Origin of the sequence: Photobacterium damselae (genome assembly GCF_003026815.1) — a bacterium.
Taxonomy (GTDB): Bacteria; Pseudomonadota; Gammaproteobacteria; order Enterobacterales; family Vibrionaceae; genus Photobacterium; species Photobacterium damselae.
Genome location: NZ_PYOG01000007.1, coordinates 148,235 through 162,692, shown reverse-complemented (window position 1 = coordinate 162,692; position 14,458 = coordinate 148,235). Strand labels below are relative to the sequence as shown.

Below are 14,458 nucleotides of genomic sequence, written 5' to 3'. Positions count from 1 at the left end.
TTAAGTTACCAATAATTAGAATGATTTTGATAGGCAGTTTAGGATAGCTAGATGATAGTTTTGGCTCTTGGCTTTTTAATTTTTGTTTTATGTAGCGTTTTCTTTTTTAAAATACCGCTATTTTTATTTGTTATTTATTGTGTGATGTCTGTAGTTACTTTCTTATTTTATTGGAAAGACAAACGTGCAGCAGAGCATGGAGAGTGGCGAATACCAGAGAAAACACTTCATATAATGGAGTTTGCTTGCGGTTGGCCTGGGGCACTTGTTGCTCAACAGACACTACGTCATAAATCACAAAAACAACCGTTTAAGCTGATCTTATGGATGGCTATTGTCGCAAATAGTGCGATTTTTATATGGTTATTGACACCAATGGGGATGAAATTTCTTCATACACTAGGCGTAATTTGACAGAGATAAAAAAGGGGAAGAGACCATCTTCCCCAAAAAAAAGAAATGTAAGCAATGAATTTAAATTAAGCTATAGCTATGCAACTTCGCCAGGAAGCAGCCTCAATAGAGGGAATGCAGCCTTTGCTTGGTCATGAGAAACAATAAAGCCAGACAGCTCTGATGTTTCAACATGAAATGCTTTTGCAACATAGCCATCACTGTTTCGCTGTATTTCCCATGTTAGCTCTGAGCCTACCGTTTTTCCTGCTAAATTTAGTGGAATCCAAGGTGTTTTAGCTTTAACTAAACTGGCGGGTAAACGAACGGGCGTTGCCGTACCTGCTAATGTTTTTGCTAATGCCATTGCGGCCAACATGGTTGGTTGAATAAATGCTCTCACTCTGCCATAAAGCTCTGCACAATCACCAAGAGCATAAATATTTGCATCTGATGTCTGCATATATTGGTTAACAACAATACCATGATTAACCATTAATCCGGCTTGTTGTGCCAATTGCGTATTTGATCTTAGCCCCATTGCGGCAATAACAACATCGGAACTGATTACTTCACCATTATCTAGTTCAACTAGCATTTCTTGATGATGTCGATTAATAGCTGAAATTCCACGATTTAACTTAAAATCGACACCATTTAACGCCATAGTATGTTGTACTTCTGAGCCTAAAAATGGTGGCAGCATGGCAGGAAGAATCGATGACGCTTTATCACATAATGTAACCTGCTTATGACTACTTGCAAGATCCATAGCAATTTCAGTACCGATCAAACCTGCACCGAGAACCGTAATTCGTTTTGCCGTTATTAATCGCTCTTGGGCTTGTTCAAACTCTTGTAAACTATTTAGAGTAATGATCTCATCTGTTGCATTGCCTGCAAACGGAGGAACAAATGCTCGTGAGCCTGTTGCTAAAATTAGATTTGAATAAGTTAAAACCTGATCATCAATTGAGACTGTTTTTGCTTGTGGATCAATCGCCGTAACATAGGTGTTAGTGATTAACTTTACACTATTAGCTTGAGCAAATTCAGTTGCAGATTGCTTTACCAAATCTGTAGCGCGTTGTTGTCGAGAAAAGACATGACTAAGATCTGGTTTTGAATAATCGTCACCATTATCTGCAGTAATAATAGTAATTTCAGTATCTTGATCTAACTTACGAAAAGATTTTACCCATTGGTAAGCGGCAAAACCGCTACCAATAACAATAATAGGGTGTGACATACTTATTCCTTCTTCGGCCAGAACTTAGTCATTAATTGGTTCAAATACGTCTTTACCAATGCCACATTCTGGGCAAAGAAAGCTATCTGGAACATCTTCCCATGCTGTACCTGGTGCCACCTCTTGGTTAGGCTCACCAATTTCAGGGTCATATACCCATTGGCATACAGTACAAAGCATTTTCTGGCCAATTTTTTGAGGATTACACTGCATTTTTGATTCAGTACTTGGCGCTGTGGCTTGCTGAATATTTAATGGTGCTGATTTCGTAGGCGTTACAGGTGTTACGCTTGGTTGTGTTTTTACTGTAAGAGGTGCAAGGGCCCATTCACGAGCAATTGTGCGACCATGTTCACGACACTCTTCGATTGCTTTACCATCTGGACGCCATTTTGTTTTAAGGCCGATTGTAGTAAAGAATCCGGCATCAGTTAAACGAGCATGAATACGATCAACAGCGCCACCGTTCCAACCATAACTACCGAAGGCTCCCGCTTTTTTACCTTTAAAGCGTAGGCCGGTAATCTCTTCTAGCATACCTGCAACTTTTGGCATCATGACATTGTTCATAGTAGAAGAACCAACAAGAATACCCTTTGAACCAAAGACATGAGCCAGAATTTCATTTTTATCGTGGCGAGCAACATTAAAGATTTTCACGCTTACATTTGGATCGGTTTCAGTAATACCTTGAGCGATAGCATCTGCCATCATTCGAGTATTATTCGACATGGAGTCATAGAAAATCGTGATTTTGTCTTCTTTGTATTCGTTTGCCCAAGTAAGGTATTGTTCAATAATCTGAGTTGGGTTTTCACGCCAAATAACACCGTGAGAGGTTGCTACCATAGAAACAGGCAGATTAAAGCCGAGTACTTCATGGATTTTAGCCGTAACAAGAGGGCTAAATGGCGTTAGGATATTGGCGTAATAACGTAAGCACTGCTCCATTAATTCAGTTTGATCGACTTCATCGTTAAATAGGCGTTCATCACAGTAATGTTGGCCAAAAGCATCATTACTAAATAGCACAGCATCGCCAGTCATGTATGTCATCATGCTATCAGGCCAATGCAGCATTGGAGTTTCAACAAAAACAAGAGATTTGCCGTTACCGATATCAAGGCTATCACCTGTTTTTACTACATTAAAGTTCCATTCAGGATGATGGTGATGACCAACAATCGAGTCAATAGCATTAGCGGTACAGTAAATTGGAGTACCAGGAATTCGAGCCATTAATGCTGATAACGCACCCGCATGATCTTCTTCTGCGTGGTTAATAACAACATAATCGATTTCATTTAGATCAATTTCTTGTTCTAAGTTTTGTAGGAAAGCATGACTAAATTTGTGATCAACAGTATCAATAAGTACTGTTTTTTCTTCACGAATTAGATAGCTATTATAACTTGTACCTTTGGTTGTTTTGTATTCCGTACCATGAAAATCACGCACTTCCCAGTCGCGTTGACCTACCCATTGAATATTATTTTTAACTTGAATAGCCATGGTCGTATCCTTTGGTTCTCTAATAAAATCACTTAAACATATATTCTGAATGCAAGTTTACTCTCAAAAATAAAATCGTCAATCATAAAGTTGCATCCAAAATGCACGTTTAAAATAAACTATTGATTTAAATTGTTTTATTTTTAAAAATTTCTTTTTGGTGAGATGGAGAGGAGAAGGTGGTTCTGATGTTTACGGAAAATTGAAACAAAAAAAGCGAGCCAAATTGACTCGCTTAAAGAGGATTTTACTGCAGAAATAATTTACAGTTTATCAGTTAGCTCAACAGCTGCACCAATATAGGTTGCAGGAGTCATCGCTTTTAGACGAACTTTCTCTTCTTCTGGTAGTTCTAGGCCATCAATGAAAGTACGCATACCTTCACTATCAACACGTTTACCACGAGTCAGTTCTTTTAGTTTTTCGTACGGTTTTTCGATGCCGTAGCGACGCATTACCGTTTGGATTGGTTCTGCTAGCACTTCCCAGTTACGATCCAACTCAGCTTCTAATGCTGCTTGGTTAACTTCTAGCTTGCTGATACCTTTTAATGTTGATGTGTAAGCAATAATTGCATAGCCACAGCCAACACCTAGGTTACGTAATACTGTTGAGTCAGTTAGGTCACGCTGCCAACGAGAGACAGGTAGCTTTTGTGCTAGGTGAGCAAAGATGGCATTTGCAAGACCAAGGTTGCCTTCAGAGTTTTCAAAGTCAATAGGGTTAACTTTGTGAGGCATTGTTGATGAGCCAATTTCGCCTGCAACTGTTTTTTGTTTGAAGTGACCCAGAGCGATATAGCCCCATACGTCACGGTCAAAGTCCAGCAAGATAGTATTGAAACGAGCAAATGCATCAAACAATTCAGCAATGTAATCGTGTGGTTCGATCTGAGTTGTGTATGGATTCCAAGTTACGCCAAGAGAGGTAACAAACTCTTCGCTGTACTGGTGCCAGTCAATTTCAGGATAAGCGGATAGGTGAGCATTATAGTTACCGATAGCACCGTTAATCTTACCTAGGATCTCAACATTAGCAATTTGCTTAAATTGACGCTCCATACGGTACGCCACGTTTGCCATTTCTTTACCCATTGTTGATGGAGAAGCTGGCTGACCGTGAGTACGAGTAAGCATAGGTACGTGACGGAATTGGTTTGCAAGGTCTTTGATAGCATCAATAACATTACGAACTTCAGGTAGCATCACTTTTTCACGAGCTTCAGTTAGCATCAGTGCGTGAGAAAGGTTGTTGATGTCTTCAGAAGTACAAGCAAAGTGAATGAATTCATTAACAGCGTGCAGTTCAGGAACTTGCGCTACTTTTTCTTTTAAGAAGTACTCAACCGCTTTAACATCGTGGTTTGTTGTACGTTCAATTTCTTTAATGCGTAGTGCATCTTCTTCGCTAAATTCAGCCGCAATACGATCAAGATATGCGTTCGCTTCTGCGCTGAATGCAGGAACTTCCACAATAGCGTCAGTAGCAGCCAATTTTTGTAACCAACGGATTTCAACAATGGTGCGGTATTTTAGCAGACCAAATTCACTGAAAATGCTGCGTAATACGCTTGTTTTACTTCCGTAGCGGCCATCTACTGGGGAAACAGCAGTCAATGCTGACAGTTCCATATTGGGTCTCTCCTGATTAGTAAGGGTTAAACTCATAGTACAAATAAAAAGTCGCTCAAAAAGAATGAGCGACTAAAAGTGTTTAGCAGCGAGCGAGAAGGATTTTTGCTTGCTCAACCATCTGTTTACGACCAAAGATCAGATGGCGGCGTTTACCTCCTACTTGTCGCCATAGTACAGCACTGCGAATGGCTGCGAGTAATAGGGCGCGCACCTTATGCTGAACTTGAGGAATTTGCAGTTGTGCAGGAGTACCAGAGACTTGGATTCGAGGCCCAAGAGGACTGATAATATCTAAATACACACTCGCAATATTGCTCAGCATTTGCTCTTCAAGTAATTCAAAATGTTCCGTTTGGCGTTTAAGAAGATCGATACGATCACCCAATTGAGCCATACTGTCTCGACGGCCAGAGAGTTTACGCTCTAGTGCCATCACGCCCACTAAGTAGCGAGTTAGTTCATTGCCCGATGAGGTGTTATCAATATCTTTAACCAAAGCTTCTAAGCCAATGCGAAGATTCGCTTCATCGCTGTGATATACCGCTAACGTATTTGCAGGGTCGGTAACTAAGATGCTTTCTAGCGTTGCCGTTAACATTTCGTTATCGCAGCGACCCGTTTGAGCTACCTGTTGGACTAATTTTACCGCTTGGCAAATCCCTGCAAATGCAATAGTTCGGTCATATAAGGTGTTAGCCACTTGTGACATCTCCTACTAGATGCGCTCTTCGATGATGCCGCCGCCCATGCACACTTCGCCGTTATAGAATACAGCAGACTGGCCTGGAGTAACCGCAATCTGAGGCTCATCAAAAATCACTTTAATATTTTCATCATCAATAGGGATAATGGTACATGGGATATCTTGTTGACGGTAGCGTGTCTTCACTGTGCAAGTCACAGGTTGACGAATTGGTTCACGGTCAACCCAGTGTAATTGTGATGCAATCAAACCGTTTGACTTAAGACGTGGATGGTCATGACCTTGAGCAACAACCAATTCATTACGTTTTACGTCTTTATCGACTACGTACCATGGGTCTTCGTGGCCATTTCCACCTTTTTGACCACCAATGTGTAGGCCTTTACGTTGACCTAAAGTGTGGTACATCAAACCTTGGTGTTCGCCAATTACCGTACCTTCATCAGCAGTGACAATGTTACCTGGTTGAGCTGGAAGGTATTTACCTAAGAATTCTGTAAACTTACGCTCACCGATAAAGCAGATACCTGTTGAATCTTTCTTCTTAGCCGTTACTAATCCTTGCTCTTCAGCAATACGACGAACTTCTGGTTTTTCCAGTTCACCGACAGGGAATAGACTACGAGCAATTTGTTCGTGGCTAAGAGTATATAAGAAGTAGCTTTGATCTTTATTGTTATCAAGGCCACGCAGCATCTGAGGTTCTTCGCCTGCTTGTGGGAAAGTACGACGCGTGTAGTGACCCATAGCAATGTAATCGGCTTCTAGAACCTCATCTGCGAATTCAAGGAATGCTTTAAACTTGATTTCCTTGTTACATAGAATATCTGGGTTTGGCGTACGACCTGCTTTGTATTCAGCTAGGAAGTATTCGAAAACGTTATCCCAGTATTCAGCGGCAAAGTTAATTGTGTGCAGAGGAATACCAAGTTTGTCACATACAGCTTGAGCATCGGCAAGATCAGCTGCAGCAGAGCAGTATTCTTCGTTATCGTCTTCTTCCCAGTTCTTCATAAATAAACCTTCAACTTGATAACCCTGTTGAAGGAGTAGGTAAGCCGATACCGATGAATCAACGCCGCCGGACATACCGACAATGACTTTTTTCGTGCTGTTATCTGACATTTTTCTCTTCAGTCGCTAATTTAGTGTTAAGAGCGTAATTCTAACAGAAAGCTATCGACTGAAACAGATCGAGAGCGAAATCACACTTTAATTATTCTATGTTCTCTTTTTCACTAGACGAAACGGCAGTTTTTATTGTTGCGCAATCGTTTGCGTTGTGATGATAGTGGAAAAGATTTGGTGTGTATAGTGGTTTTTATTGATGTGAGAAGAGCGATATGGGAGGAACTATAGCGATCATCGCATTTGATCGCTATCTCAGTCTTTAGGGTTTGCTTATTGCGGCAATGTTTCTAGCGTAATTTCTCGCCATTGACCAGGCTCTAAATCATCAACGGTCCAATCAGCCATTTTATATCGAATAAGGCGCAATGTAGGGTGACCAATGTGAGCTGTCATACGTCGAACTTGTCGATTACGGCCTTCTTTTAGCGTAATGGCAAGCCATGTAGTTGGAATATTTTTTCGTTCACGTATTGGTGGATTTCGAGGCCAAATGTTAGGTTCAGACATAACTTCAACTCCCGCAGGTAGTGTCATGCCATCTTTTAATTCAACACCTTTGCGCAGCGCTTGGAGTGATTCCTCTGATGGTGCCCCTTCAACTTGAACCCAGTATGTTTTTGGTTGTTTGGATTTTGGTTGCGTAAGCCGAGCTTGAAGAATGCCATCGTTCGTTAAAACCAATAGTCCTTCACTATCTTTATCTAGACGACCTGCAGGATAGACATCTTTTACAGGGATGAAATCAGCCAGTGTGATATCCCCTGGTTCACCAGAAAATTGAGTAAGAACATTAAATGGTTTGTTAAATAAAATGATCTTTCGAGGGCCGCGTGGACGTTTTGGTTTATTAATTTTTCTTGATGCTCGGCGCTCATTATTACCACGACGAGGTTGACGAAATGGAGTATTTGGCTTCATAAATAACAGGTGATTTCAGGGGTGAATGAATTAAACGCCTTTATTATACGCTAAATTTTCTTGATTGGCTTATTGATAAAATTTCGCGTATGATTTTCACGCATCTTACAAAAAGATAACAAATGGAAGTTAGGAGATCTAAATGGATAGTAAAGTCGTAGTCCCAGTTGATGGCCAAAAAATCACGCTCGATTCAGACGGTAAGCTGGTGGTTCCTAACACCCCAATCATTCCCTATATTGAAGGTGATGGCATTGGGGTTGATGTAAGCCCTGCGATGATCAAAGTTGTTGATGCCGCAGTACAAAAAGCGTACGGCGGTGATCGTAAAATTGCATGGATGGAAATTTATACAGGGGAAAAATCGACCCACGTTTATGGGGAAGACGCATGGTTACCTCAAGAGACTCTCGATTTTATTCGTGAATACAAAGTTGCAATTAAAGGGCCATTAACAACTCCTGTTGGTGGTGGTATTCGCTCTTTAAACGTGGCCCTGCGTCAAGAGCTTGATTTGTATATTTGTGCACGTCCTGTGCGCTATTTTGATGGTGTTCCAAGTCCAGTTAAACATCCAGAACTAACGGACATGGTGATCTACCGTGAAAACTCAGAAGATATTTATGCTGGCGTTGAGTACCAAGCAGGCACAGTAGAAGCTGAGCAAGTGATCAACTTTCTGCAAAAAGAGCTGGGTGTAACAAAAATTCGTTTCCCTCAAGAGTGTGGAATCGGGATTAAGCCTATCTCAGAAGAAGGCACTAAACGTTTAGTGCGTGCAGCCCTCCAATATACTATCGATAACGATCGTGACTCTCTGACTATTGTTCATAAAGGTAACATCATGAAGTTTACCGAAGGGGCATTTAAGGATTGGAGTTACGAAGTGGCAGCCGATGAATTTGGTGCTCAACTGCTTGATGGTGGCCCATGGATGACACTGAAAAATCCTAATACGGGTAAAGAGATCGTAGTAAAAGATTGCATTGCTGATGCGTTCTTACAGCAAATTTTATTACGTCCTGCTGAATATGATGTGATTGCAACAATGAACTTAAATGGTGATTACATCTCAGATGCTCTTGCTGCTCAAGTTGGTGGTATCGGTATTGCTCCGGGAGCGAATATTGGTGATGGTGTGGCTCTATTTGAAGCAACACACGGTACAGCACCTAAATATGCGGGCCAAGATAAAGTAAACCCAGGCTCATTAATTTTGTCTGCTGAAATGATGCTTCGTCACTTAGGCTGGATAGAAGCTGCTGATCTTATCATTAGCTCAATGGAAGCGGCTATTCGTAATAAAACGGTGACTTATGATTTTGAACGTTTAATGGAAGGTGCAACACTTCGTAAATGTTCTGAGTTTGCTGATGATATGATTGAGCAAATGTAATTCGTTTTATCAAGATATCTCTTGGCCCGGCATTGCGCTGGGCCTTTTTGTTTCTGCTCACTGGCATTGGTAATAATGGGTATAACGGCTATGCCACATTAATTTCTCTATTTTGTGGATTTGTGATCGTAATTTATACAAATGGAGAAGCTAGGCGTGCGCTTACTCTCAAAATAGGTCAATATGGAGCAAGAGAATTTGTTCTTACTATGAGTTGATCTATGATAGATCAAGCAGTAAAAATGGGGTAACTCATTTAAGACAGATCAATACTAACGGCTTTAACTTGCTGAGTTCTTTGACAAAGTGTAAAACCTGTATAGAACATTGGGTGAATTGTTAATTATGCAGCAATCATTCATTGAATAGGGTGTTCAGACAATAAAAAAGGCGGGTTATCCCACCTTTAATTCTGATGAAAGAACTTATTTTGCATCGTTACTTTCGATGGGAGTGATTTCTCTAGCATGGAACCCTTTAGGACCAGTTTGTACTTCATAATTGACTTGCTGTCCTGCTTTGAGTGTACGGTAGCCGTCCATCTGAATGGTAGAGTAGTGAGCAAAAATATCACCATCACCATCTTCTGGGCAGATAAAGCCAAATCCTTTGGCATTATTGAACCATTTTACTGTACCTATAGCCATGCTTTACATCCTTCTTGCATTTAAGTTCCACTTCACATCAGCGAATACAAGCAATATCACAAATAAGTAACAAACCTCATTATTGCTTAGATTAAGTATTGCATACCAATGCGGTTATAATGCAGTTTATATCTACTACAGGTTACACTTTAGTAAAACGAGCTAGACAGTCAAGCCTAGAATGTAACATTTTGGTAAAACCTTTTTATCTTTCAAGATATGGTCAGCTTTCGGGCTAATGAACTAAGATTGAAATTATGAGCAAGCTATACGAATGGATAACTCCTGACTCAGATGTCCTTGAGGAAGAAGAGGTCCAAATTAAACCGCCATCGATGTATAAAGTAATTTTAAACAATGATGATTACACTCCGATGGATTTTGTGATAGAAGTGTTACAAAAGTTTTTCTCCATGGATCTGGAGAAAGCCACGCAGTTAATGCTTACCGTTCATTATGAAGGAAAAGCGATTTGTGGGACCTTCACAGCAGAAGTAGCAGAGACCAAAGTGGCACAAGTTATGATGTATGCTTGTGAGCATGAACATCCACTACTGTGTACGATGGAAAAAGCTTAAATTTTCCAACCCATCAGGGAAGTGGTTTTTAGGGGAGGTGCCTTATGCTAAACAAAGAACTTGAAGCAAGCTTGAACGGTGCGTTTGCCCGAGCAAGAGAAAAGCGTCATGAATTTATGACGGTTGAACATTTGCTATTAGCTCTTATTGATAATGCCGCTGCTCAAGAGGCTCTGTTAGCGTGTCGCGCTGATCTAGACCAATTGCGTAAAGAGCTGCATTCGTTTATCGATCAAACGACGCCATTAATTCCTGAAGATGATACAGGGCGAGAAACTCAGCCAACGTTAAGTTTTCAGCGAGTATTGCAGCGTGCGGTTTTCCATGTGCAATCATCGGGTCGAAATGAAGTGACAGGTGCGAATGTCTTGGTTGCTATCTTTAGCGAACAAGAATCTCATGCCGCTTATCTATTGAAGAAAAGTGATATCACTCGTCTCGATGTCGTGAATTTTATTTCTCACGGTACAGTCAAAGATAGTGTTAATGACAATTCACCGTCTGAATCTGCAAATCAAGATGAAACGCGAATTGAGCAAAGCTCTGAAGATAAGTTAGAAAACTTTGCAACCAACCTGAACAATCTGGCGAAAGCGGGGGGGATTGATCCTCTAATTGGTCGAGACCAAGAGCTTGAGCGTACGATTCAAGTGTTATGTCGTCGTCGTAAGAATAATCCATTGCTGGTGGGTGAAGCTGGCGTAGGTAAAACGGCGATTGCAGAAGGTTTGGCTTGGCGTATTGTTGAAGGCCAAGTTCCCGATGTAATTAAAGACTGTGTGATTTACTCGTTAGATATTGGTTCGTTGCTTGCCGGAACAAAATATCGCGGTGATTTTGAAAAACGCTTTAAGGGGATCTTGAAGCAGTTAGAAAAAGAAGATCACGCGATAATGTTTATTGATGAAATCCATACCATTATTGGTGCGGGTGCGGCATCGGGTGGTCAGGTTGATGCGGCGAACTTAATCAAACCGCTCTTAAGTAGTGGTAAGCTTCGCTGTATGGGATCAACCACGTATCAAGAGTACAGCAATATTTTTGAGAAAGAACGTGCACTGTCTCGTCGTTTCCAAAAGATTGATGTGGTGGAGCCATCTATTGATGATACCACTAAGATCTTGATGGGCTTGAAACCAAAATACGAAGCGCACCATGAGGTTCGTTTTACTAATAAAGCGATTCGTGCAGCTGTTGAATTATCGGCTAAATACATTAATGAACGCCACTTACCTGATAAGGCGATTGATGTTATTGATGAAGCGGGAGCTCGTTGTCGTTTAGCACCTGCCAGTCGTCGTAAGAAAACCATCAATGTCAGTGATATTGAAGCTATGATTGCAAAAATGGCTCGAATTCCTGAAAAATCGGTTTCATCAAGTGATCGTGATGTACTGCAAAGCCTTGATAGTAAGCTTAAGATGCTGGTATTTGGTCAAGATGATGCGATCGATGTATTGACTGAAGCCATCAAACTAAGCCGTGCAGGGTTAGGCGCAGATAATAAGCCTGTTGGCTCTTTCCTCTTTGCAGGCCCTACGGGTGTGGGTAAAACAGAAGTAACAGTTCAACTTGCCCGTACTTTAGGCATTGATTTACTGCGTTTTGATATGTCTGAGTATATGGAGCGTCATACTGTCAGTCGTTTGATTGGTGCGCCTCCTGGCTATGTTGGTTATGATCAAGGTGGCCTATTAACCGATGCTGTCATTAAAAATCCTCATTCGGTTGTACTGCTTGATGAGATTGAAAAAGCACATCCAGATGTATTTAACCTGTTACTTCAAGTGATGGATAATGGTACGTTAACGGATAACAATGGCCGTAAAGCTGATTTCCGTAATGTTATCTTGGTGATGACAACGAACGCCGGGGTTACTGAAACAACCCGTAAGTCGATTGGTCTGATTCAGCAAGATCACAGCCATGATGCAATGGCAGAAATCAAACGTGTCTTTACGCCAGAATTCCGAAATCGTTTAGACGGTATCATCTGGTTCAATCATCTTGAGAAAGAGGTTATTTCACAAGTGGTTGATAAGTTCATTGTTGAGCTGCAAGCACAGTTAGATGCTCGTGGTGTATCAATGGAAGTAACCGATCGGGCTCGTGAATGGATGGCTGATAAAGGCTATGATAAGGCGATGGGCGCACGTCCAATGGCGCGTGTTATCCAAGACAGCTTGAAGAAACCATTAGCCAATGAGTTACTATTTGGTGAGCTGGTTAATGGTGGTTCGGTGCGTGTTGATCTGATTAATGATCAGTTAGATTTCCAATTCAGCAGTGAGATGGAAGCGGCGCATTAAGTCATTGTTCAGTATGACTCTATAAGCATAAAAGTAACCGTGGGGCCTTAGCTCTGCGGTTTTTTTATCCGTAGAAAAAATAAAACCCAGCGTAATGCTGGGTTTCTTGCATCTATAATCTTGACGAAAAGATTAACGTGCGCGGAAGACGATGCGGCCTTTAGTTAGGTCGTAAGGAGTCAGTTCCACAGTTACTTTGTCGCCAGTAAGGATACGGATGTAGTTTTTACGCATTTTACCAGAGATGTGAGCTGTCACTACGTGACCATTTTCTAGCTCAACACGGAACATAGTGTTAGGTAGTGTATCAAGTACAGTACCTTGCATTTCAATTACGTCTTCTTTTGCCATTGAATCCTCTTATAGGCTACCAGCCATTCATCTGATCGGGCTGGTTGATGCCTCGAATTTGTTTAAATGTAAATTTAGGGCGTAATTTTACCCTTGGTTATGGTCTTTGTCAGCTTTTGTTGTCGATTAAAACGCAATTTATCGCCAATTTAGCCAAGAAACCTTATGCCGCTTCTAAAATTGTTGGTCTTTTAAGCAATCAATCTTGCCAATACCCATCAATTAATTTTTGGTGAGGCTTAAAACGGATTTTATAATTCATTGCTTTGCACGCATCAATTTGATAGCCCGGGTAGAGCCATGGACGGTTTGATTGGCGGCAGAATTCAATTTGAAATAAGACGCATAAAGTGCCTAACGACCAAGCGTGTTCTGGTTCAAAAAAGCTGTACACGGCACTTAAAGAATCTTCAAACACATCGGTTACAGCAATGGCGATTAATTGATTATTTTCATAGACATGGAGAAACCAAGTATCCATCCATGATGCCGTACAGAAGTCGAAAAACTGTTCTTTATTAGCTGGATACATTGAGCCATCGCTATGTCGATTATTGATATATTTTTCGTACAGTTCAAACCAGTTATCATCCAGAGTAGCCTTGAACTCCCAGTGCAGTTGTCTCATCTGGTTTTGTTGCCGTTTCTGGCTTTTAGTCGGAGTAAAATGAGCACAATCAATACGAAGGGGAGTGCATGCCGAACAAGCCCTACACATAGGTTTGTAAATGGCACGGCCGCTACGTCTATACCCAGATGCAATCAGTACTTGATAGCCAAGTGGAGAGTGCCATGGCTGTTCCATGACAACCCCAACTTGCTCTTGCTGATCGGGTAAATAATTACATTGAGACTCTGGCGTTAAACCAATTTGTAAAGACATTGAGTTCATAAATTAACTTGTATAGATGGCCAGTTGTTGAGGTTGATAGCAGTGGCTCGATACCGATTTTTCTCGCTCTGTAGATAATTGAAGAAGAAATTCGTTTCGGGTTACGATTTCAGCCCCTAATGAAGCGAGGTGAGGGTTCATCATTTGACAATCAATGCTGGTTCCTCCGCTTGCATAAAAGTGACGACAGAACTGCCATAGCGCTATTTTTGACGCATTATCTGCAAGAGAGAACATGGATTCACCACAGAAGATGGTTCCTATTGCAATACCATAAAATCCGCCGACTAATTGATTGTTGAGCCAAACTTCAACGGAGTGGCAATAGCCTAAATCATGCAGCCTCTGATAAGCTGAAATCATTTCAGGAGTGATCCAAGTTTGCTCTGGACCGCGACAATTGGCACATTGCTCTATGACCTGATGACAAGCTTGGTTTATGGTTACTGTATAATTCGTTTTCCGCTGAAATTTACGCAAACTTTTGCTTGGTAGAAATGTTGCGGGGTTGAACCCAGCCCGAGGATTAGGGCTCCACCAGAGAATCGGTTCATCAAGAGAGTACCACGGAAATATACCATTACGATAAGCTTCCATTAAACGTTCTGGGCTGAGATCACCGCCCATAGCAAGTAAACCATTAGGCTCATCAAAAGCATCGTTTGGGTTGGGGAAGGCTGTATCCCATGGTGAAAGTTGTGGTAAGTAGATAGTCATAATGTGTCTATGTGGCGCGATGAAAGTG

14 protein-coding genes are annotated in these 14,458 nt (G+C 41.3%); 4 read left to right on the top strand and 10 right to left on the bottom strand.

The genetic code is table 11. The annotated features are described in order from the left end of the window. Positions 1–51: 51 nt before the first annotated feature. Positions 52–414, top strand: coding sequence for a DUF1294 domain-containing protein (locus tag CTN07_RS09260; protein ID WP_036763483.1), 363 nt, complete (start codon positions 52–54; stop codon positions 412–414). 76 nt (positions 415–490) lie between these two features. Here the strand turns inward: CTN07_RS09260 and norW are convergent, their stop codons facing one another. The 6 genes from norW to CTN07_RS09230 form a co-directional block, all read right to left on the bottom strand. Further along, on the bottom strand, positions 491–1,642 hold the full coding sequence (norW, locus tag CTN07_RS09255) for an NADH:flavorubredoxin reductase NorW (RefSeq protein ID WP_005298425.1): 1,152 nt from the start codon (positions 1,640–1,642) through the stop codon (positions 491–493). Positions 1,643–1,666: 24 nt separating this feature from the next. Next, on the bottom strand, positions 1,667–3,154 hold the full coding sequence (norV, locus tag CTN07_RS09250; protein WP_005298426.1) for an anaerobic nitric oxide reductase flavorubredoxin: 1,488 nt from the start codon (positions 3,152–3,154) through the stop codon (positions 1,667–1,669). A gap of 263 nt (positions 3,155–3,417) precedes the next feature. Next, positions 3,418–4,785 carry an adenylosuccinate lyase gene (gene purB, locus CTN07_RS09245; protein WP_005298428.1) on the bottom strand — a complete coding sequence of 456 codons (1,368 nt, stop codon included), beginning with the start codon at positions 4,783–4,785 and terminating at the stop codon, positions 3,418–3,420. Between the two features lie 82 nt (positions 4,786–4,867). Then, positions 4,868–5,488 carry a high frequency lysogenization protein HflD gene (gene hflD / locus CTN07_RS09240; RefSeq protein ID WP_005298430.1) on the bottom strand — a complete coding sequence of 207 codons (621 nt, stop codon included), beginning with the start codon at positions 5,486–5,488 and terminating at the stop codon, positions 4,868–4,870. A gap of 15 nt (positions 5,489–5,503) precedes the next feature. Then, the gene (mnmA, locus tag CTN07_RS09235) at positions 5,504–6,616 is read right to left on the bottom strand and encodes a tRNA 2-thiouridine(34) synthase MnmA (protein WP_036763485.1); all 1,113 of its coding nucleotides are present in this window, start codon (positions 6,614–6,616) and stop codon (positions 5,504–5,506) included. Positions 6,617–6,892: 276 nt separating this feature from the next. Further along, on the bottom strand, positions 6,893–7,540 hold the full coding sequence (locus CTN07_RS09230) for a pseudouridine synthase (RefSeq protein ID WP_005298433.1): 648 nt from the start codon (positions 7,538–7,540) through the stop codon (positions 6,893–6,895). A 142-nt stretch (positions 7,541–7,682) separates the two neighbouring features. Between CTN07_RS09230 and icd the strand changes: the two genes are divergently transcribed. Further along, positions 7,683–8,936, top strand: coding sequence for an NADP-dependent isocitrate dehydrogenase (gene icd, locus CTN07_RS09225; RefSeq protein WP_005298435.1), 1,254 nt, complete (start codon positions 7,683–7,685; stop codon positions 8,934–8,936). Between the two features lie 425 nt (positions 8,937–9,361). Here the strand turns inward: icd and cspD are convergent, their stop codons facing one another. Further along, positions 9,362–9,583 (bottom strand): cold shock domain-containing protein CspD, encoded by a 222-nt coding sequence (gene cspD / locus CTN07_RS09220; RefSeq protein WP_005298437.1) that lies wholly within the window; start codon positions 9,581–9,583, stop codon positions 9,362–9,364. Positions 9,584–9,840: 257 nt separating this feature from the next. Between cspD and clpS the strand changes: the two genes are divergently transcribed. Both clpS and clpA read left to right on the top strand, forming a co-directional pair. Further along, positions 9,841–10,161 carry an ATP-dependent Clp protease adapter ClpS gene (clpS, locus tag CTN07_RS09215; RefSeq protein WP_036763487.1) on the top strand — a complete coding sequence of 107 codons (321 nt, stop codon included), beginning with the start codon at positions 9,841–9,843 and terminating at the stop codon, positions 10,159–10,161. 44 nt (positions 10,162–10,205) lie between these two features. Further along, positions 10,206–12,470, top strand: coding sequence for an ATP-dependent Clp protease ATP-binding subunit ClpA (gene clpA / locus CTN07_RS09210; protein ID WP_005298439.1), 2,265 nt, complete (start codon positions 10,206–10,208; stop codon positions 12,468–12,470). A 132-nt stretch (positions 12,471–12,602) separates the two neighbouring features. Here the strand turns inward: clpA and infA are convergent, their stop codons facing one another. From infA to aat, 3 genes are all read right to left on the bottom strand, one after another. Further along, positions 12,603–12,821, bottom strand: coding sequence for a translation initiation factor IF-1 (infA, locus tag CTN07_RS09205; RefSeq protein ID WP_005298441.1), 219 nt, complete (start codon positions 12,819–12,821; stop codon positions 12,603–12,605). A 199-nt stretch (positions 12,822–13,020) separates the two neighbouring features. After that, the gene (locus CTN07_RS09200) at positions 13,021–13,713 is read right to left on the bottom strand and encodes an arginyltransferase (RefSeq protein WP_036763490.1); all 693 of its coding nucleotides are present in this window, start codon (positions 13,711–13,713) and stop codon (positions 13,021–13,023) included. Positions 13,714–13,716: 3 nt separating this feature from the next. Further along, a complete protein-coding gene (gene aat / locus CTN07_RS09195) occupies positions 13,717–14,430 on the bottom strand; it encodes a leucyl/phenylalanyl-tRNA--protein transferase (protein WP_005298446.1) in 714 nt (237 codons plus the stop codon). Positions 14,431–14,458 lie beyond the last annotated feature (28 nt).

Coding starts and splice junctions, on each gene's coding strand:
- CTN07_RS09260 (WP_036763483.1), top strand. CDS start 52: ATGATAGTTTTGGCTCTTGGCTTTTTAATTTTTGTTTTATGTAGCGTT.
- norW (WP_005298425.1), bottom strand. CDS start 1,642: ATGTCACACCCTATTATTGTTATTGGTAGCGGTTTTGCCGCTTACCAA.
- norV (WP_005298426.1), bottom strand. CDS start 3,154: ATGGCTATTCAAGTTAAAAATAATATTCAATGGGTAGGTCAACGCGAC.
- purB (WP_005298428.1), bottom strand. CDS start 4,785: ATGGAACTGTCAGCATTGACTGCTGTTTCCCCAGTAGATGGCCGCTAC.
- mnmA (WP_036763485.1), bottom strand. CDS start 6,616: ATGTCAGATAACAGCACGAAAAAAGTCATTGTCGGTATGTCCGGCGGC.
- CTN07_RS09230 (WP_005298433.1), bottom strand. CDS start 7,540: ATGAAGCCAAATACTCCATTTCGTCAACCTCGTCGTGGTAATAATGAG.
- icd (WP_005298435.1), top strand. CDS start 7,683: ATGGATAGTAAAGTCGTAGTCCCAGTTGATGGCCAAAAAATCACGCTC.
- cspD (WP_005298437.1), bottom strand. CDS start 9,583: ATGGCTATAGGTACAGTAAAATGGTTCAATAATGCCAAAGGATTTGGC.
- clpS (WP_036763487.1), top strand. CDS start 9,841: ATGAGCAAGCTATACGAATGGATAACTCCTGACTCAGATGTCCTTGAG.
- clpA (WP_005298439.1), top strand. CDS start 10,206: ATGCTAAACAAAGAACTTGAAGCAAGCTTGAACGGTGCGTTTGCCCGA.
- infA (WP_005298441.1), bottom strand. CDS start 12,821: ATGGCAAAAGAAGACGTAATTGAAATGCAAGGTACTGTACTTGATACA.
- CTN07_RS09200 (WP_036763490.1), bottom strand. CDS start 13,713: ATGAACTCAATGTCTTTACAAATTGGTTTAACGCCAGAGTCTCAATGT.
- aat (WP_005298446.1), bottom strand. CDS start 14,430: ATGACTATCTACTTACCACAACTTTCACCATGGGATACAGCCTTCCCC.